The organism is Nodosilinea sp. LEGE 07298, assembly GCF_015207265.1.
Taxonomy (GTDB): domain Bacteria; phylum Cyanobacteriota; class Cyanobacteriia; order Phormidesmidales; family Phormidesmidaceae; genus Nodosilinea.
In genome coordinates this window covers 1-18,540 of sequence record NZ_JADEXE010000003.1, presented here as the reverse complement: position 1 = coordinate 18,540, position 18,540 = coordinate 1, and the positions used below count along the sequence as shown (strand labels likewise).

The following is an 18,540-nucleotide window of genomic DNA, read 5'->3' as shown; positions in this document are numbered from 1 at the left end:
ATAATGGCGCGAGAATCTTTCAATCATCCTTCACCCTTAGTCGACCTCAGGCTGTGACAGACTCTAAAAGCTACAAAGATACCGTTCTTCTGCCCCAGACCAGCTTTGATATGCGGGCTAACGCCACTAAGCGCGAACCCGAAATTCAAGCCTTTTGGGCCGAGAGCAAAATCTATGAAACCCTGTCGACCAGCAACCCCGGTGAGGTGTTTGTGCTGCACGATGGGCCGCCCTACGCCAACGGTGACCTACACATTGGTCACGCCCTCAATAAAATTTTGAAGGATACGATTAACAAGTACCAGCTGCTTAAAGGTCGCAGGGTGCGCTACGTGCCCGGCTGGGATTGCCACGGCCTACCGATTGAGCTGAAGGTGCTCCAGGCCATGGACCCAGAAGCGCGGGCCAACCTTACCCCCATCAAGCTGCGCTATAAGGCAAAGGCCTTTGCGCTCAAAACTATCGATCGCCAGCGGGAGAGCTTCAAGCGCTACGGTATCTGGGGTGACTGGGAACACCCCTACCTGACCATGACCCCCGACTACGAAGCGGCCCAGATCGAGGTGTTTGGCCAGATGTACCTGAAGGGCTACATCTATCGTGGCCTGAAATCTGTGCACTGGAGCCCGACCTCCCAAACGGCTCTAGCCGAGGCCGAGCTGGAGTATCCTGAAGGCCACACGTCCCCCAGCATCTACGCGGCCTTCCCAATGGTGAGCGCGTCTGCCGAGGCAAAGGACGCGCTGGAACCCTACCTGGACGAGCTGGGCGTGGCGATCTGGACCACAACTCCCTGGACGATCCCAGCCAACCTGGGCGTAGCAGTGAACGCAGAGTTGACCTACGCCGTGGTGGAAGTGGATTCTGGAACACCGTTCAAGTACTTGATCATTGCAAAAGATCTGTGCGATCGCATGGCTCAGGTGCTGGGCTCAAAACTCACCCTCAAAGCCGAAATCAAGGGCGCAGCCCTGGAACATTCTACCTATCGCCACCCTCTGTTCGATCGCGATAGCTCCATTTTGATTGGTGGCGATTATGTCACCACCGAATCCGGTACCGGTCTAGTACACACTGCCCCTGACCACGGGGAGGAAGACTTTAAGGTTGGTCAGCGCTACGGCCTGCCGATACTCAGCCTGGTGGATGAAAAGGGCGACATGACTGCCGCCGCCGGTCCTTTCGCGGGTCTCAACGTGCTCAAGGACGCCAACCCCGCCCTCATTGAAGCGCTGGAAAAGGCGGGTTCTCTACTTAAGCACGAGCCCTATGGCCACAAATATCCCTACGACTGGCGCACCAAGCAACCGACAATTTACCGCGCTACTGAGCAGTGGTTTGCCTCGGTAGAGGGTTTCCGCGAGGCGGCGCTGAAGGCCATCCAGGGCGTACAGTGGATTCCGGCTACGGGTGAAAACCGGATTACCTCAATGGTGAGCGATCGCTCCGACTGGTGCATCTCGCGTCAGCGCACCTGGGGCATGCCAATCCCAGTGTTCTACGATACTGAGACCGGCGAGCCGCTGCTGAATGAAGATATTCTGACCCACATCAAAGCTATCTTTGCCGACAAAGGCTCCGATGCCTGGTGGGAGCTGTCGGAGGCGGAACTCTTACCGGAGCAGTACCGCAACAATGGCCGCACCTACCGCAAGGGCACCGATACGATGGATGTGTGGTTCGACTCTGGCTCATCCTGGGCGGCGGTAGCCCAGCAGCGCGACGAACTGAAATATCCCGTAGATATCTATTTGGAAGGCTCTGACCAACACCGGGGCTGGTTCCAGTCGAGCCTGCTGACCAGCGTAGCGGTGAATGGCTGCGCTCCCTACAAAACCGTGCTCACTCACGGCTTTACCCTGGATGAACAGGGACGCAAAATGAGCAAGTCAGTGGGCAACGTGGTCGACCCGGCCATTGTGATCAACGGCGGCAAAAACCAAAAGCAGGATCCACCTTATGGGGCTGATGTACTGCGCCTGTGGGTGTCCTCGGTGGACTATTCCTCTGATGTGCCTTTGGGCGGCAATATCCTCAAGCAAATGTCGGATGTGTACCGCAAAATCCGCAACACGGCGCGGTTTTTGCTGGGCAACCTGCACGACTTTGACCCCGCTAAAGATGCGGTACCCTACGACCAGCTGCCGGAGCTGGATCGCTACATGCTACACCGCATGACCGAGGTGTTTGCCGACATCACCGATGCTTTCGAGACTTATCAGTTCTTCCGGTTCTTTCAAACGGTGCAAAACTTCTGCGCAGTCGATCTGTCGAACTTCTACCTAGATATCGCTAAGGATCGGCTATACATCAGCGCGGCAGACTCATTTCGGCGGCGCAGCTGCCAGACGGTGCTGGCGATCGCGATCGAAAACCTGGCCCGTGCGATCGCCCCGGTGCTCTCCCATATGGCCGAAGACATCTGGCAAAACCTGCCCTACCCCATGGCCCACAAATCGGTCTTTGAGGCGGGCTGGGTAACACTAGACGACCAGTGGCAGCAGCCCGCCATATTAGATCTCTGGAGCCAGCTGCGCACCATCCGCCAGGAGGTGAACCGGGTGCTAGAACAGGCCCGCACGGCCAAGGATATCGGTTCATCCCTGGAGGCTAAAGCGCTGCTGTATGTGGCTGACCCTGACCTACGAGCACAGCTGGCAGCGATGAATCCTGCCGATGCGATCGCCTCCGGTGCAAACCATGTAGATGAGTTGCGCTACCTGTTCCTGGTCTCTCAAGTCGAGATCTTAGACTCGCCCGATCCGCTAGCGGGCATTAAGTGCAGCGCCGAGTCAGATGCCCTGGGCATTGGCGTGGTAGATGCCGAGGGTAAAAAGTGTGATCGCTGCTGGAACTACTCCACCTATGTGGGCAAGAGTAGCGAAGACCCGACGATCTGCGATCGCTGCATCGAGGCTCTAGCCGGAACGTTCTAGATTTTGTCGTACAGCAGTGCAGTATAGGTCGTCAGCGGGTTACCCTGATTTTCTTTGACCTGCCGCTAAATGGGGCTCAAGATTTGGCTGAGCAGCCGCAGCTGGTCGGCGTTGCCCATGGTGATCACCATATCGCCAGGGTAGAGGCGGGTGTCGGCAGTGGGGCCGAAAATCAGCGTACTGTCGGCCCGGCGAATGGCTAAAATGAGCGCCCCCGACTGACGGCCTAGCTGGGCCTCGGCCAGGGTCTTGCCAATCACAGGGCAGCTCTCGGGCAGCAGCAAAAACTCTTCCACATAGACTGACCGTTCGGCCCCGGTCAAAATGCCGTCTAAGAAGTCTACGACCTGAGGCCGCACCGCCGAGGCGGCCATGCGCTTGCCGCCGGTGATGTAGGGCGACACGACCACATCGGCTCCACCCCGCTGGAGCTTGATAATGGCCTCTTCACTGCTGGCTCGGGCAATAGCGCGAATCTGAGGCGACAGGGTTTTGGCCGAGAGCACAATGTAGAGATTCTCAGCGTCGGAGTGGAGGGCCGCTACCAGACAGCGCGATCGCTCTACCCCGGCCTGGAGCAATATTTGATCTTGGGTCGCATCGCCCTCGAGGGCGTTATACCCCAACTGCTGCGCCGTCTGAATCACTGCATTGTCGGAGTCAACCACAATGAACGGAATCGCTTCGGCAGAAAACTCGGCGGCCACCTGGCGGCCAGTGCGCCCAAACCCGCAAATAATATAGTGATCCTGCAATGATTCCATCAGCCTGCGCCGCTTGAGTAATCGAAACCCAGCCTGAAAGTGTCCCTGCACAATGGCATCGGTAAGGCTATTGAGAATGTAGGCAATCACACCCACACCCATCATGATTAGCAAGATGGTGAATAACCTTCCCCTGGGGCTAAGCGGATTGATCTCACCAAAGCCCACGGTTGAGAGGGTAATCACCGCCATATAGGTGGCATCGAGCCAGCTCCACCCTTCAACCAGGCGATACCACATCACCCCCAGGAGCAGCACACCGACCAAGGCGATCGCGCCGCGAATCAGATGTAGTCGGGTGCGTCGATAGTTTTCTTCAACAACGGTTTCGCCATAGCGAGGGCGTTTTTGACGCACAGGTGTTAACCCCTGAAACTTGGCCCTCTGAAACTTGACCCGACGACGCAGTGACATCACCCATCGGCGGCCATAGCTGCCCTATGGACTGCTTTAAATTGTAGGAGCAAAAAGCTGAAGCCGCAAAAAGCGCCCTGGGGTGAACCAGAGCGCGGATCCCCTATTCTGGAGGTAAACCTAGTCAGTCAGCCGCACTCGCCCAGCTCGAATACTGTCGAACACCTGGTTGATGTGCTGGCGATCGCTGGGGGTGAGCGCCGGGTTGCTGAGCATGGCCGTCGATAGAATGAGGTGGTCACGACGGCTCAACGTACCCTGTTGTATGACGGTGCTGACGAGGGCTTGAATAGTTGAAGCAGGGTTTTGGGGTAGAGACGACACCATGATTGCAAATCCTCGATGCAGGAGTGACGATAGTAGAGGCCCAGGCCAAAGCTCATGGGAGATGTTGTAGCGATCGCTACATTTTCATCTTCCTTAAGCATGCCCAATCCCTAAACCTTACGGTTGAGCCGCCAGTAAAGATTCAGTAAACTTGTATTAAAGCCTGGTTAAGGGTAGATCTTCCACAGAGAAGTTACGGAGTCATTCCAAAAAACAGTGCAGATCAAGAGAAATACTATGGAAATTTATCGAGTAGCGGCTTTTCGCGACAACTATATCTTTGTGCTCTACGACGCCACCTCTGCCCAGGCGGCCGTGGTAGATCCTGGCGATGCTGCTCCAGTCCTCCAAACCTTAGAACACCTGGGGGCCACGCTAACCACTATTTTTAATACCCACCATCACAGCGACCACGTAGGGGGAAACCGGCAGCTGCTAGAGCAGTTTCCGGCAGCTTTGGTCTATGGCGGGGCCGAAGACCGGGGCCGCATTCCAGAACAAACCTACTTTTTGCAGGAGGGAGATAGGGTGCAGTTTTGCAATCGCCAAGCCGAGGTTTTCTTTGTGCCTGGCCATACCCGCGCCCACATTGCTTACTACTTTGCCCCTACGACTGATACCGGCTGGGGCGAGCTATTTTGCGGCGATACGCTGTTCGCTGGGGGCTGCGGTCGACTGTTTGAGGGTACCCCCCAGCAAATGGTTGAGTCGTTGGGCAAGCTGCGGCGGCTGCCCGACGCCACCCGCGTGTGGTGTGCCCACGAGTACACTCTCAGCAACCTCACGTTTGCCATTACGGTCGATAGTGACAATGCTGCCCTGCGCGATCGCCTGAAGCAGGTACAGGCGACCCGCGCCCAAGACCAGCCCACGGTGCCCACTGACCTAGGCCTTGAGAAGCAGACCAACCCCTTTCTCAGATGGGACACTGCTGCCCTACAGCAGACTACCGGCAGCACATCAGGTGTGCAGACCTTTGCCCGACTGCGAGGTAAAAAAGACCTGTTTTAGGCCCTTCTACTATCTTTCCTACTCTAGGGAGCGGGTGCTATACAATCACAAGAGCAGCCCCAGGATGAACCATTATTCTGGGGCAAACCACCTTAGACAGACTACACAAGGGGCAAAACCTGGCTATGATGCTCAAATCAACGACCCGGCACGTCCATATTTATACCGCCATCGTTGCTAACAACGAACTGGTGCCTAGCGACGATAAACTCACCTTAGACATCGACCCCGATAATGAGTTCAACTGGTCCGAAGACGCGCTTAAAGCCGTCTACGCCGAGTTTGACCGCCTAGTCGATGCCGCTGCTGGAGAAGATTTGACCGACTACAACTTACGCCGCATTGGCTCCGATTTAGAGCATTTTGTGCGCCAGCTTTTGCAGAAGGGAGAGATTAGCTACAACCTTAAAAGCCGTGCCCTCAACTACAGCATGGGCCTACCCCGAATTGAAACCGAGGAGTCGGCTAGCTAAGGCCGATTGCAACTGGCCTCTAGCCCAGATCAGGCTGCCTTGATAATTAGAAACGGTGGTAGCAACTGATTTTGTCTGACTAGTTTTGTTTGGCAAATGCTTTTAGAGCTAGGGATTAGGGTCTCCAAGCGGTTCAAACTAGGGTTAGGTCCTCGGGGGTTAGATACCATTTAGAGATATACCAGTAGAAACTATAAGCTGTTTATCTACCCCCGAGGATCGTGATCCAGTGTTCTAATCCATCCTGTCGGTCGATCTCGACCCCACCTGCCAGCCACTGTAAGGTTTGCCAGACTCCTTTGCCATACCGCTTTTTGCTAGCGGTGGGCGATGGGCCTGTGGCAACCCATTCTGGCTCACTGATTGCAGGCCGATTTTTGGTTTGGAATGACGGTTCAAAATCAACTCCAGCCGGGCATCAGATCTGGTTAGACACTCGGCCCGATCATCCCACCCCGTCTCTGGAGCAGATTCCAGCTTCGGTGCTGAACTATCTAAAGCTATTTTCTCTGGCTCAGCATATTCCTCGGCCCTATGCCTACCTGACTCCAGAACAAACGGGGCTGTCGACGCCCGTCCTGATGCTCGACATGGCTCCCATTGGCGTTCGGATCACGTATCCGGCGGCTGAAAATGCAGGCTCTTCCCTAGATTCAACCTCAGGGGGGCAGATCGAAGCGGTATTTTTGCCCACCCTAGCCCAAATCTGGACTCAGGGATCGGCCTTGCAGCAGCTGAATTGGCTACGGCAGGTTGCCAGTCTATGGCCTGTACTGGCCACCGAGCGGGTGGTTGCAACCCTGCTAGATCTAGACGGACTTCGGGCCGATGGAGCCCTGCTGCGGCTCACGACCCTGGTGGCCGATGGCGCTAGCCCTACGCTGACCCAGCTTGGCCAGCGGTGGCATGACTTGGTAGCGACAGCCCAGCCGTCGGTGCGTCCTTACTTGAAGTGGCTAGTCAAGGCTCTCAAGGACGGGCACATAGCCTCTGCCAAAGATTTGCTGGCCGAGATTGAGGGAGCGATTCAAACCCTGGGCCAGGGGCTGTTGGTGACGGTAGACTGGGCAGCCGATACTGACCAGGGGCCTACCCGCGATCGCAATGAAGACGCCTGCTACCCAGAAAAGGATCCCCGCCAGCAGCGGTTGACTGGGCAGACAGAGGGGGTTGAGACGCCGCCCCTGCTGCTGGTGTGCGACGGCATCGGTGGTCACGAACAGGGTAATGTGGCCTCGCAAACCGCAATCAAGCTGCTACAGCAGGAGCTTGAACCGCTGACTCAGCAGCCCCATTTGTCTCTGGCTGCGATCGCCCAGCGCCTCAGACAGGCGCTAATTTTGGCCAACGACGCGATCGCAGCTCGCAACAACGACGAACAGCGATCGGCCCGAGCCCGCATGGGTACGACGGTAGTAGTGGCTTTGGTGCATTTCCCCTACGTTTCCATTGCCCACGTGGGCGATAGTCGAGCCTATCGCGTTAGCCCCCGCACCTGCTACCAAATTACCGTCGACGATGATGTCGCTTCGCGTGAAGCCCAGATGGGCTATGCCCTTTACTCTGAAGCGGCGCAGCTACCCAGTGGAGGGGCCTTGATTCAGGCCCTAGGCATTAGTGACTCTGACTTGCTTTACCCCACGGTGCAGCATCTGCTGCTTGACGACAGAGCAGTGCTACTACTGTGCTCTGACGGACTGAGCGATTACGATCGCGTTGAAGCCCTGGCCCCCTACCTAGTTGCGCCCCTGACAAGCGCCCCTGGCCCGATTAGCCCTACGGTCGAAGCCCTTATACAGCAAGCCAATCGACTCAATGGTCACGACAATGTCACCGTTGGGCTGATGCGGTTTATCCCGCAGCCGGGTGCCCTACCGACCCTCCCTCCCGGACCGCTGCGGCAGGCCAATCCGACTCTTGATCACGATTCGGATACCGTCCCCGCTGCGTTTCCAAAGACCGTGCCGCCATCCACTCCAGTTGTTTCCCCAACGACACAGGCCAATGTCAGGCCTGCCCGCTCAGGCATGGCCTGGGGTCCGTTTTTGGGGGGTATAGCCGTGGTGCTGACTGGTTTGGGGGCAGTGGCCCTGGCCTGGGACCGACGGCCCCAAGCCCCAGTGGCGCTACAGCCCCTGCAAACAAGCTGGTCAATCGCGGCCCTAGCGGGACAACCGCTGCCCGCCACCGCTCTGGCCGCTACCGTTGACGTGCCTGTGGGGTCGTATTGGCAGTCACAGCAGGCTGCAACCCCTGGCCTTGAGACCAACGGCCTGCTGCTGCGATCGCAGCCAGGGCCGCCAGCCGACGCTGGGGTGGCTAACGCCTCAGTGGCGACGGGTAGTGTTCTTAGGGTTGTCAGTCGCCAAACCACAGCTGACAATGTCGACTGGGTACGGTTACGGGTTTGCTCTATTCCTTCCGGGGCATCGCTAGATCAGCGTCCCCAGGAGACTAGCCAGCCCCCCATATCAGCGGCTAACCCCAACCTAAGCCAGCAGCTCCTAGCCCCCGGCGATGAAGGCTGGGTACAGACCCGCCAACTTTACAGAGCAGCGGCCTTTTTAGAGTTGGTTACCCCAGCCCAATCGGGCCGCTGCCTGCCCTAACCGGCTTGCTTCAGTTCCTAAATCCACCTTTTTGGCCCTGTTGATTTCGGCCTGCCTATGCTGTCGTCCGATGCTCTCACCCTCAGCCTTGCCATCGATCGCCTCACCCAGGTCGAGTCTAATCACTATGCCATTTGGGTGTTAGAAAGCCCGTTTCCGGGCGGCTATGCCCACCACGATCGCCTATGGGATAGCCAGATGGCCCAGCTTTGGGAGAACTGGCAGCAGTTTTTTTCGCTGCGGGGACTGCCTCAGGTGCCCCACGTGCCCTCGGCCTACGTCCCAGAGTTCCACCTTGATGATTTGCTCGACCGGGTTGCCCCAGCGGCGGAGACGGGGGGCAAAACCGGTCGATTGATGCAGGGGTTAGGGGTAAGCCTGTGGGAATGGTTGTTTGACGGCCCGATTCGCCAGACCCTAGAGCGCAGCTTGGGCATGGCCATTGGCCAAAAACGTCCGCTCAAACTACGGCTAGAAGTGCGTCCCCACGAGCTAATTAGCCTGCCTTGGGAAATTATGCAGCCTCAGCCTGGCTGCCCGGCCCTATCGCTGGGGCCGCAGGTGCTGTTCAGCCGTACCGCCAGCGCTGTAGGTCCGCTGCTGGAGGCTGAACCAGACACCTCTCTGCGCATTTTGCTGGTGCTAGGGCAGGATGATCCGGGCAGCGCAGAGGGTGCTAAGAACGTCTTGCAGCTGCCCCAGGAGGCCGAAGCCCTCAAGCAGTTGCTAGAGCTCAGCGCCTCTCGCCTTAGCTATCAGGGGGCTAACCCAGTCGTTTGCCAAGTGCAAACTCTGATCGAACCCGATGCCAAAACGCTGCTAAAAGCCCTAGAAACCGGGTACTTTAACGTATTTTTCTATGCGGGGCATGGGGTACCCGCCCCCGATGGGGGACTGCTGTTTTTGCGCCAGGGGGGCAGCCTGAGTGGCACTGAACTGGCCCAAGGGTTAGCTCCCAACGGCATTCGCCTGGCGGTATTTAACACCTGCTGGGGAGCCCAGCCCGACCTGCTTCAGCAGCAGGTGATTCCCCGCAGCAGCCTGGCGGAGGTGCTGCTGCACCACGGTGTGCCAGCGGTACTGGCGATGCGCGACTCGATCGCCGACCACGAGGCCTTGAGCTTTATTCAGGTGCTGGCTCGGGGCCTGGCCGAGCGGCAGCCGATCGCCCAGGCCGTTGCCCTGGCCCGACAGCACCTGCTGACGGCCTATCGGTTTAACCATACTGCCTGGACGTTGCCGGTACTCTATCAGCATCCTCAGTTTGACGGACACCTGCTGCACGAGGTTGGGCTGGCGGTGACCCAGCTGCCGGGTCAAGATCTACAGTCGACTCAGTCGGTGGTGCTGCGCTGCCTAAACAATCCGTCTCGAATGTGGCGACTCTATGATGGCTATCTGCGGGTGGGGCGGCTACCTGACAATGACCTGGTGATTTTAGAGCCTTGGGTGTCAGGGCAGCATGCCGAAATTTTCAGCCGCACCCAATTTGAGCAGGGGGTACCGGAGACATGTTATTACCTGCGGGATATGTCGCGCAACGGCTCCTACTACTACGGTGATGGTGGCTCCTGGCAGCTTGTACACCGGAGCGAGGTGCCCCTGGCCCTGGGTACGGCGCTGCGATTTGGTAGTCAAGATGGCGAACTGATGGAATTTACCCTGGAGGGTAGCCCCAACTCTCCCCCACCCTGCTAGTAAAAACGGCAAATTGTTCACGCCGTACGGAATCCTCCAGCGGCACAATGTATCCACTGACATCAGGTACTGTTATCCTCTCGTGCATCTATAGATAATGCTATGACCCAGCCATCCCACAACCCCAATTCTGCCTCTGAGCCCGCTATGGCCGCCGAACACGATTTGCTTGCCACGATTCTTCATGCTGAACCGGCGTACCCCTGGCAGCCGCTAGCTCCAGAGGCAGAGGGCTATCTAACTGGCCTAGAGACCGAGTTTGATGCTCTGGCCGATGATGACCTCAATACCGCGATCGCAGCGGGATGGCAAACCCTAGCGGCCCAAATCACGACTCAAATGAACGGGGCTCAAGTCGCTGCTCAATCCACGCCAGGCCTGGCCCTGGCAGCAGCTACCTCGGTGCTCGATCAGCTGCGTCAGTTTCAGGGACGGCTACCCGGTGAGCTATTACAAAGCCTGGCTACGTCAGCTACTACCCTGGCCCGTAGCGGTCAGCCCCTAATCGATCAGCTGGTGCAGTGCGTGGGCGATATCTTACCTGGCTGGAACATCGACGACCTGGCGGTGCTGGCCCGGCCCTTGGCCTACTCGCTGCGCGATGGCCGGGGCGAAATTTTAGAGCTAAACCTGCGGGCGATTCCGGCTACCGAATGGGCCTCGCTGTCTGACCTAGAGCAGGCAAGGTTAACCCTAACGATTGCCTCGGTAGCCCTCAAGGCAGCTGAGATTGACGAAAGGGCTAGCGATCCCCCCCTCTGCTAACTAGGCAGGTGAGCAGACGATGCCGATAGCATTAATCAGCGGCACCAGTCACCAAATTGCACCAAATCAATTGAGCGGCACGTTACGATCTCGTAACGCTTCACTGACAAGGCAAGATTCTCGGGGAATCATGAGAATGATTAGCTTCTTTGCATAAATAATTTTCAATGCTCATGGGACTTTACCTTACCCCCTGGTTGCGCCGTCAGCAGGCTCGGTATCGCTATCGGCAGGCTCTTACCCTGATTCGTCAGGGTAACGTCGATGCGGCACTGGCGATTTTGTCCCAGGCGCTAGACGGTTATCCCTGTCCGGTCGATATTCATATTGAGTTGGGTAAGGCCCATTGGCACATGGGGAATACGGCGTCGGCGCTAGACCATTTTACCGCCGCGATCGCCCTCGACCCCACCAGTGTGCGCGCCTACGGCAACCGTGGCCTGCTCTACTGCCACCAGGGGCAGGATGACCTGGCTTTGGCCGACTGGCAACGGGGTCTGGAACAGCAGCCTGGCCACGCCCTGATTTACTACAACCGGGGGCTGCTGTATTTTCGGCAGCAACACTACACCGCTGCCCTGGCTGACTTTAATGCCGCCATTGCCGCTAACCCCAATCTGGCTGAGGCCTACCTTCACCGAGGCTACACCCACGAACAGCTAGGCCAGCCCGCCGCCGCTGCCAACGACTGGGAACTGGTGCTCTGTAACGATCTCAACCTCGATCAGGCGCGGCTAAAATTACAGCACCAGTACCAGGCCCACCGCGATCGCGCCCTTTCCCAGCGCCTGCAGACAGAGCTAGGCCTACGGCAGATTGCTGTTGTAGCCCAGCACCAGGACGACAGCCTGCGGATTCAGGTGTACCGCCCGGTGGGGGTCGGCATCAACTACTTCACCCTGCCCGACCAAATTCGCACCTTAATTATCAAATGGCAGCTAGACGAAGTGCAAAGCTTTGAACTCACCGGGCAGGTGCAGGACCAGACGGTGGTCGAGTGGCGGGGCAGCTACAAGCTCTTTCAGGGACAGCCCTGCCCTCCGGCTCGTTGGCATCGGGTACTGCTGACAGCCTTCGTGATTTTTCCGCCGCTGGGCATTCCCGCTCTGGCCTGCGCTATGAACCTGCGCCAGGCCTACCAGCGTGGCGACTACCTGACCGCGCTGCGGGCCTCCAAGGCCATTCAGGGCCTGTGCCGCGCCGGGGGAATTGCCTCCCTCACGCTGGTCACGCTGCTGGTGGGTTACTGGGGCTACCAGCGTCTCTACGGAGAGCCAGAGGCTTCGGCGGCCCCAGTTCAGTCTCCAGCCCAGCTTGCCCCACTCAGGAAGCAGGTTCCGGTTGATAATTAGCTGCCAGTTCAGCCGGGGTCATGGTTTCGTAGCGCTCAAAGGGCTGGTGAATCCAGGGGTTGTCGGGCAGGTAGACCACGTGGTAGTCGGGCTTGATAATGGATTCGGCCTTGTACCACAGCACCGCCGTGCGCAGATCTTCAATGTAGAAGCCGTACTTGTGGCGTAGCCAGTCCATCGATTTCTTCAGGCTGTAGCCCGAGTCGACCAGGTCGTCAACGATCAGCACCTGACTGCCCAGGCTAGGGGTGGTCATGCTCAAATCGCGGGAGAAGGTGATAGCTCCCCGAGTGCGACCATCGGATCCGCCGTAGGAGGCTGTAGATAAAATAGCCAGCGGCACGTCAAACAGGCGGCAGAGGGTATCGCCAATCCGCAGCCCGCCCTTGGCCAAGCAAACAATCTGGTTGAACTCCCAGCCCGATTCGTAAATCTGGACGGCCAGCTTTTCAATATCGCGGTGATAATCGTCCCAGCTTACATAAAAATCAGCCATAGCCATTCTCCTAGGCGATCGCCCTAGCGTACCAACTGCTGTCCTGCGTTTGCCCAGCTCTTTAAGCCAACTCTCTATCTAGCTAGAGTTTTGTCCAGAGAAGCGCTACAGTTCCTAAGCTGGACTCAGTGTAGGGCGTTTTGCGATGGGGAAATAATACACTGAGGACGCCGTTTGAATTGTTATACCAAGTCCAGCTTGGGATCTGGAGTTTTCCCAACAGCAGAACTCTACTTCTGGACTTGAAATGGTTTGTACATCAACCATTGATAGCACCGCCTTTGATTTCTCCATTTACCGAGCACTCAACCTATGGATTCCAATGCTCCGTCTAACCGTGCTGGCCGCCCTGAGCCTAAAGCGTTTTCGCTCTGGGGCAAGCTGGCCTTTGGTGCCGGAGACATTGGGCCGGGCATGACGGCCAACCTGCTGGCCTTTTCATACTTAATCTTTCTAACGACGGCGGCGGGGCTAAGCCCGGTAGCCGCAGGCTCGGTACTGGCGATCGGGCGAATTTGGGATGCGGTAAATGACCCCTTTATTGGCTACTTGAGCGATAAAACTCGCACCCGCTGGGGTCGCCGCTACCCCTGGATTTTGCTGGGAGCGATTCCCTTTGGGGTGACGTTTTTCTTGAATTGGATAGTGCCAGGGTGGGAGAGTGAGGCCGCCAAATTTTGGTACTACGTGGTGATCTCGCTGCTGTTTCAGGTGTTTTATACGGTGGTGAATTTGCCCTACACCACCCTCACCGCCGAACTCACTAAAGACTACGACGAGCGCACCGAGCTGACGGCCTTTCGGCTGGGGTCGTCGCTGTTTGGGGCGATCGCTGCCCTGGGCCTAGGCCTGGTGATTACCCAATCGATCGACGATCTGCGCCAGCAATACCTGGTGCTGGGGGGCATTTGCTCGGTGCTGTCGGTGCTGCCGCTGCTGTGGTGCGTGTGGGGTACCTACCCCTACGCGGTGCAGCGCAACGCGCTCCAGCCCGCCGATACAGACGAAGTTGCCCTGTCGTTTCCGGCCCAAATTAAGGTCGTCTTTGCCAACCGGGCCTTTTTGTTTGTGGTCGGCATTTATTTATTCGCCTGGCTGGCTCTGCAAATGACCGCCAGCATTATCCCGTTTTACACCACCTTCTGGATGGGGCTGGATTCTTACTTTTTGGCGGCGCTGCTGGTGCAGGGTACCGCCATTCTGATGATGGTGGTGGTCAACCAGCTCAGCCGCCGTCTGGGCAAGCAGGAAGCGTTTTACATCGGCATTGGCGTCTGGATTATTGCCCAAATCGCGCTGTTTTTTGTGCAGCCGGGGCAGGTGGCGTTTCTATATCTGTTGTGCGTTGTGATTAGCTTTGGGGTGGCCACGGCCTATGTGGTGCCCTGGGCCATGCTGCCCGACGTGATCGAACTCGACGAGCTGAAAACTGGCCAGCGGCGGGAGGGCGTTTTCTACGCCTTTATGACCCTGCTGCAAAAGGTGGGGCTGGCCCTGGGGCTGTTTTTGGTCAGTCTGGCGCTGCAGTTTTCGGGATTTGTCAGCGAGGCTACAGAGCAGTCTCCCCAGGCGTTACTGGCTATTCGCGTATTTATTGGCCCGGTACCGATGGTGTTGCTGCTGGCGGCGATCGCGCTAACCCGGTTTTACCCCATTACTCGGCAAATGCACGAAGAAATGTTGCTGCAGCTGGCCGAGCGCCAAAGACAACAGGACTCAGACGTATCAGAGTCCTAGGCTCTACGCTGAATTCACAGCCGAATATCCAGGCGTGGCCCAGTCCGGCGATCGAGGTGTAGGTCAACCTGTGGTGGTCAAGGGCAAAATGTGCTAAATTCGCATTCAATACAATAGATACGCTGCCTAATTCAGCACCTGCTACAGGTCTGCTGGAGCGGAGGAACCACTTTTTGGGGCTTATCTCAGGGCGAATCACATCGCTAGAGAAGGGGATCTCTCACCCCTCGCCCGTCAGCTAACTCCGTCGGCCTTGGGAGAGAACGTACTGGAAGCATTTTCTAGCGCTATCCGTAGTTCTCCTACAACAGTTAACCCTCGGTGAATGACTTTCATCGGAGGGATTTTGTTTAGCACTACAACAGGAGACAGGCTATGGAAACCTGGTCTGAGATCACCGCGTCGGTGGTCTTTTTTGGGGTATTGGCCCTGATCGCTACCGAGCGTCTGCATCTGACTATTGCCGCTTTTTTGGGGGCAATGCTGCTGATTTTTCTGCATGTGCTGACGCTGGAGCAGGCGATCGCCTACATCAGCCAGAGTCATGCTACGCTGGCGCTGTTCTTTGGGGTGATGGTGATGGTGCGGGCCTTTGAGCCCACCAAAATTTTTGAGTACCTGGCCACCCAGATGGTAATTATGGCGAGGGGCGAGGGCAAACGACTGCTGCTCGGCATTGTGGCGATTACGACCCCGATCTGCGCCATGCTGCCCAACGCTACTACGGTGATGCTGCTGGCCCCGCTGATTCCCCCGATGGCGGCAGAGCTAAATATCAATTTTGTGCCGCTGCTCATTTTGATGGTGTTTGTGGCCAACAGCGCTGGTCTGCTCACCATTGTGGGCGATCCGGCTACCTTTATCGTGGGCAGCTCGATCAACATGAGCTTTTTGGACTATTTGCTGAAGCTGAGTTTGGGGGGCGTAGTGGCGATCGCAACCATTGTCGTCATGCTGCCCATTCTCTTTCCCAACACCTGGAACAAAAAGCTGGATGACCTCGACCACCTGCCCCGCCCTGTGGTCAACCACCCCCGCATGCTGGCCCTGGGCGGCGCGATCGTGGCTATGGTGCTGGTGCTGTTTGTGGTGGGTGAGAGTCTGCCAGTGCCCATTTCGCCTGCGGCGATCGCGCTGCTGGGGGCGGCCCTCTGCCTGTTGCTGACCCATCACAGCGGCATCGACACCGTGCAAAACATTCTGCGCGATGTCGACTGGAGCACCCTGGTGTTTTTCATGAGCGTGTTTGTGTTGATCGGTGGGCTGCAGGAAACTGGGGTAATCAGTGCTGCGTCAGGTCTACTGGGGGTGGTGATCGGCCAAAACATCGCGCTAGGGGCCATGCTTCTCCTGTTTATCACCGGCATTCTCTCCAGCCTGATCCCCAACATTCCCCTGGTAGTGGCCATGGTGCCCCTGCTGAAGGAATACCTGGTGAACGTGAACCTGGTAGGGCCAGAGCTGCTGTCGCCCGATTTCGCCGGGCAAATTCCGCCGGAGATTTTGCCGCTGTTTGCGGCCATGATGTTTGGGGCCACCCTGGGCGGCAACGGCACCCTGGTGGGGGCGTCGTCAAACATTGTGGCGGCGGGTATTGCCGAACAGCACGGCAAGCCGATCTCCTTTCGCCTGTTTTTGACCTATGGCCTACCGCTGATGGCGCTGCAGCTGGTGGTAATTAGCGCCTATGTAGGCATCCGGTTTTTGCTATAGGTGAGGCTAGGGCACGGCCTGAGTCGTGTCAGCGATCGCTCAAAATACTCCCGCCCAAGTCGTAGCGAATCCGACTTGGAGGCGGGTAGAATGGTTAGAATTGATACATTTATCGGGTCTATTCCAGCGCTGGAACTGCCTTTGGTAGTCATTGTCTGAGAAAGGCCCTAATCTCGATCTAACACCCTCGTTGTCTACTTTGTGGGAGTCACCATGAGCAACCCGCCCAGCCCCGATCGCATTCTCATCTTCGACACCACCCTGCGCGACGGCGAACAGTCGCCAGGAGCGACCCTAAATGTCGAAGAGAAGCTGGCGATCGCGCGGCAGCTGGCGCGGTTGGGAGTAGACATCATTGAGGCTGGGTTCCCCTTCGCTAGCCCCGGCGATTTTGAAGCGGTGCAGAAGATCGCCCGTGAGGTGGGCAGCGAAACTGGCCCCACCATCTGCGGTCTGGCCCGCGCCACCAAAGGCGATATCGAGCGAGCCGGAGAGGCAATCAAACCCGCCGCCAAGGGGCGCATTCACACCTTTATCGCCACCTCTGACATTCATATGCAGTACAAGCTGCGCAAGAGCCGGGAGGAGGTGCTGGCGATCGCCCCTGAGATGGTGGCCTACGCCAAAACCTTCACCGACGATGTCGAGTTTTCGCCTGAGGATGCGGGTCGCTCTGACCCTGAATTTTTGTATCAAGTGCTAGAGGCCGCGATCGCAGCTGGTGCCACCACCGTCAACATTCCCGACACCGTGGGCTACCTCACCCCCACCGAATTTGGCGGCCTGATTCGCGGCATTAAAGAAAACGTGCCGAACATCGACCAGGCGGTAATTTCTGTCCACGGCCACAACGACCTGGGCCTGGCGGTAGCAAACTTCCTTGAAGCCGTCAAAAATGGTGCTCGCCAGCTCGAATGCACGATCAACGGCATCGGCGAGCGGGCGGGCAACGCGGCCCTGGAAGAACTGGTGATGGCCATGCACGTGCGCCGCGCCTTCTACAACCCCTTCCTCGGTCGCCCCGCCGACTCGGAAGAGCCGCTGACCAACATCGACACCCGCCAAATCTACAAGACCTCACGCCTGGTGTCGAACCTAACCGGCATGTTTGTGCAGCCCAACAAGGCGATCGTGGGGGCCAACGCTTTTGCCCACGAATCTGGCATTCACCAAGATGGCGTGCTCAAAAACAAGCTCACCTACGAGATCATGGATGCCACCTCCATTGGCCTCACCGATAACCAGATCGTGCTGGGCAAGCACTCGGGCCGCAACGCCTTTCGCACTCGCCTGAGCGAGCTGGGCTACGAGCTAGATGACCAAGCTCTCAACCGCGCCTTTTTGCGCTTTAAAGAGCTGGCCGACAAGAAAAAAGAAATCACCGACTGGGATATCGAGTCGATTGTCAACGACGAAACCCAGCAGGCTCCCGAGCACTTCCACCTCGATCTGGTGCAGGTCTCCTGCGGCGACAGCGCCAAGCCCACCGCTACCGTTACCCTGCGCACCCCCGATGGGCAGGAGCTGATGGATGCGGCGATCGGTACCGGCCCGGTGGATGCGGTGTACAAGGCGATCAACCGGGTGGTGGATATTCCCAACGAGCTGATTGAGTTCTCGGTGCAGTCAGTGACAGCGGGCATCGACGCCCTGGGCGAGGTCACCATCCGCGTTCGCCATGAGGACCGGGTGTTTTTGGGTCACGCCGCGAATACCGACATTGTGGTGGCCTCGGCCCATGCCTACCTCCACGCCCTCAATCGGCTGTACGCCTCGCTGCAGGGCGAAAAGGTGATTCACCCTCAGCGCGATGCGGTAACGGCGTCGCTGTAAAACCTTCCGAGTATCAGAGGCTGATTCATGGTTGGAAGACGTTTCCAATAGCACCGTTTCAGCCTCCTACCCCAGTTTAGGGGAGCGATCGCCTTCATCTACCGCACCGTAATTTTTATAGGGCTTTTGAACGATTTCTGTCTAGGTGTTATTTAGTCGCCAGATAAAAGCTTAGCCGTCGAGACATGAGGGTGTTTCGGGTCATACTTGGGCGATGGCTTCTTTTTCTTTTTCTTCTTCTTTTGCGGAGGGGCTTTGAGAAAGCGTTTGAGCTTGACCTTGGCGGCTAAGACCTGGAGGAAATCGGCTAACTCAACGACCGGCATTCCGGCAAAGCCTTGCCAGAGGTGAGGTGGAATGGCGATCATCATGCCCTGATAGGTGCCTGGCAATTCATTGACCACGTAGAAAT

At 57.4% G+C, this 18,540-nt stretch carries 13 protein-coding genes, 1 pseudogene and 1 riboswitch; of the genes and pseudogenes, 10 read left to right on the top strand and 4 right to left on the bottom strand.

Annotated features, from left to right (window positions below; translation table 11 throughout):
* Nucleotides 1–53: 53 nt before the first annotated feature.
* On the top strand, nt 54–2,936 hold the full coding sequence (gene ileS, locus IQ273_RS00705; RefSeq protein ID WP_194021095.1) for an isoleucine--tRNA ligase: 2,883 nt from the start codon (nt 54–56) through the stop codon (nt 2,934–2,936).
* 65 nt (nt 2,937–3,001) lie between these two features.
* Here ileS and IQ273_RS00700 read toward each other — a convergent pair whose 3' ends face one another.
* Both IQ273_RS00700 and IQ273_RS00695 read right to left on the bottom strand, forming a co-directional pair.
* On the bottom strand, nt 3,002–4,057 hold the full coding sequence (locus IQ273_RS00700; RefSeq protein WP_313897989.1) for a potassium channel protein: 1,056 nt from the start codon (nt 4,055–4,057) through the stop codon (nt 3,002–3,004).
* 177 nt (nt 4,058–4,234) lie between these two features.
* Nucleotides 4,235–4,441, bottom strand: coding sequence for a hypothetical protein (locus IQ273_RS00695; protein ID WP_194021091.1), 207 nt, complete (start codon nt 4,439–4,441; stop codon nt 4,235–4,237).
* Nucleotides 4,442–4,678: 237 nt separating this feature from the next.
* On the opposite strand from IQ273_RS00695, the gene gloB reads away from it, so the two are divergent.
* The 6 genes from gloB (at nt 4,679) to IQ273_RS00665 (ending at nt 12,349) form a co-directional block, all read left to right on the top strand.
* Nucleotides 4,679–5,452 (top strand): hydroxyacylglutathione hydrolase, encoded by a 774-nt coding sequence (gloB, locus tag IQ273_RS00690; protein ID WP_194021089.1) that lies wholly within the window; start codon nt 4,679–4,681, stop codon nt 5,450–5,452.
* Between the two features lie 125 nt (nt 5,453–5,577).
* Entirely contained in the window at nt 5,578–5,925 is a 348-nt protein-coding gene (locus IQ273_RS00685) for an NAD(P)H-quinone oxidoreductase subunit M (protein WP_194021087.1), read from the top strand.
* A 338-nt stretch (nt 5,926–6,263) separates the two neighbouring features.
* Entirely contained in the window at nt 6,264–8,534 is a 2,271-nt protein-coding gene (locus IQ273_RS00680) for a protein phosphatase 2C domain-containing protein (RefSeq protein WP_194021085.1), read from the top strand.
* Nucleotides 8,535–8,591: 57 nt separating this feature from the next.
* Nucleotides 8,592–10,232, top strand: coding sequence for a CHAT domain-containing protein (locus IQ273_RS00675; protein WP_194021083.1), 1,641 nt, complete (start codon nt 8,592–8,594; stop codon nt 10,230–10,232).
* A gap of 102 nt (nt 10,233–10,334) precedes the next feature.
* Nucleotides 10,335–10,997: a hypothetical protein gene (locus IQ273_RS00670; protein ID WP_194021081.1), complete on the top strand. Its 663-nt coding sequence runs from the start codon at nt 10,335–10,337 to the stop codon at nt 10,995–10,997.
* Between the two features lie 167 nt (nt 10,998–11,164).
* Nucleotides 11,165–12,349, top strand: coding sequence for a tetratricopeptide repeat protein (locus IQ273_RS00665; protein ID WP_194021079.1), 1,185 nt, complete (start codon nt 11,165–11,167; stop codon nt 12,347–12,349).
* Here IQ273_RS00665 and IQ273_RS00660 read toward each other — a convergent pair.
* Nucleotides 12,321–12,845 (bottom strand): phosphoribosyltransferase, encoded by a 525-nt coding sequence (locus tag IQ273_RS00660; RefSeq protein WP_194021077.1) that lies wholly within the window; start codon nt 12,843–12,845, stop codon nt 12,321–12,323. The two genes, IQ273_RS00665 and IQ273_RS00660, sit on opposite strands and share 29 nt — an antisense overlap.
* Before the next feature lie 312 nt (nt 12,846–13,157).
* On the opposite strand from IQ273_RS00660, the gene IQ273_RS00655 reads away from it, so the two are divergent.
* The 3 genes from IQ273_RS00655 to IQ273_RS00645 all read left to right on the top strand — a co-directional run bounded on the left by IQ273_RS00655 (nt 13,158) and on the right by IQ273_RS00645 (nt 18,128).
* The gene (locus tag IQ273_RS00655) at nt 13,158–14,582 is read left to right on the top strand and encodes an MFS transporter (protein WP_194021075.1); all 1,425 of its coding nucleotides are present in this window, start codon (nt 13,158–13,160) and stop codon (nt 14,580–14,582) included.
* A gap of 113 nt (nt 14,583–14,695) precedes the next feature.
* Nucleotides 14,696–14,849: riboswitch (cyclic di-AMP (ydaO/yuaA leader) on the top strand.
* Between the two features lie 108 nt (nt 14,850–14,957).
* Complete coding sequence (locus IQ273_RS00650) at nt 14,958–16,295, top strand: SLC13 family permease (RefSeq protein ID WP_194021074.1); 1,338 nt, start codon at nt 14,958–14,960, stop codon at nt 16,293–16,295.
* 213 nt (nt 16,296–16,508) lie between these two features.
* Nucleotides 16,509–18,128 carry a 2-isopropylmalate synthase gene (locus tag IQ273_RS00645; RefSeq protein WP_194021073.1) on the top strand — a complete coding sequence of 540 codons (1,620 nt, stop codon included), beginning with the start codon at nt 16,509–16,511 and terminating at the stop codon, nt 18,126–18,128.
* 152 nt (nt 18,129–18,280) lie between these two features.
* Here the strand turns inward: IQ273_RS00645 and IQ273_RS00640 are convergent.
* Nucleotides 18,281–18,540: pseudogene (locus tag IQ273_RS00640) on the bottom strand (IS4/IS5 family transposase); the annotation flags it as partial.

Bases quoted from the DNA above. Each gene is read 5' to 3' on its own strand.
- IQ273_RS00695 (WP_194021091.1), bottom strand. From the start codon at position 4,441: ATGGTGTCGTCTCTACCCCAAAACCCTGCTTCAACTATTCAAGCCCTC.
- gloB (WP_194021089.1), top strand. From the start codon at position 4,679: ATGGAAATTTATCGAGTAGCGGCTTTTCGCGACAACTATATCTTTGTG.
- IQ273_RS00685 (WP_194021087.1), top strand. From the start codon at position 5,578: ATGATGCTCAAATCAACGACCCGGCACGTCCATATTTATACCGCCATC.
- IQ273_RS00675 (WP_194021083.1), top strand. From the start codon at position 8,592: ATGCTGTCGTCCGATGCTCTCACCCTCAGCCTTGCCATCGATCGCCTC.
- IQ273_RS00670 (WP_194021081.1), top strand. From the start codon at position 10,335: ATGACCCAGCCATCCCACAACCCCAATTCTGCCTCTGAGCCCGCTATG.
- IQ273_RS00665 (WP_194021079.1), top strand. From the start codon at position 11,165: ATGCTCATGGGACTTTACCTTACCCCCTGGTTGCGCCGTCAGCAGGCT.
- IQ273_RS00660 (WP_194021077.1), bottom strand. From the start codon at position 12,845: ATGGCTGATTTTTATGTAAGCTGGGACGATTATCACCGCGATATTGAA.
- IQ273_RS00655 (WP_194021075.1), top strand. From the start codon at position 13,158: ATGGATTCCAATGCTCCGTCTAACCGTGCTGGCCGCCCTGAGCCTAAA.
- IQ273_RS00650 (WP_194021074.1), top strand. From the start codon at position 14,958: ATGGAAACCTGGTCTGAGATCACCGCGTCGGTGGTCTTTTTTGGGGTA.
- IQ273_RS00645 (WP_194021073.1), top strand. From the start codon at position 16,509: ATGAGCAACCCGCCCAGCCCCGATCGCATTCTCATCTTCGACACCACC.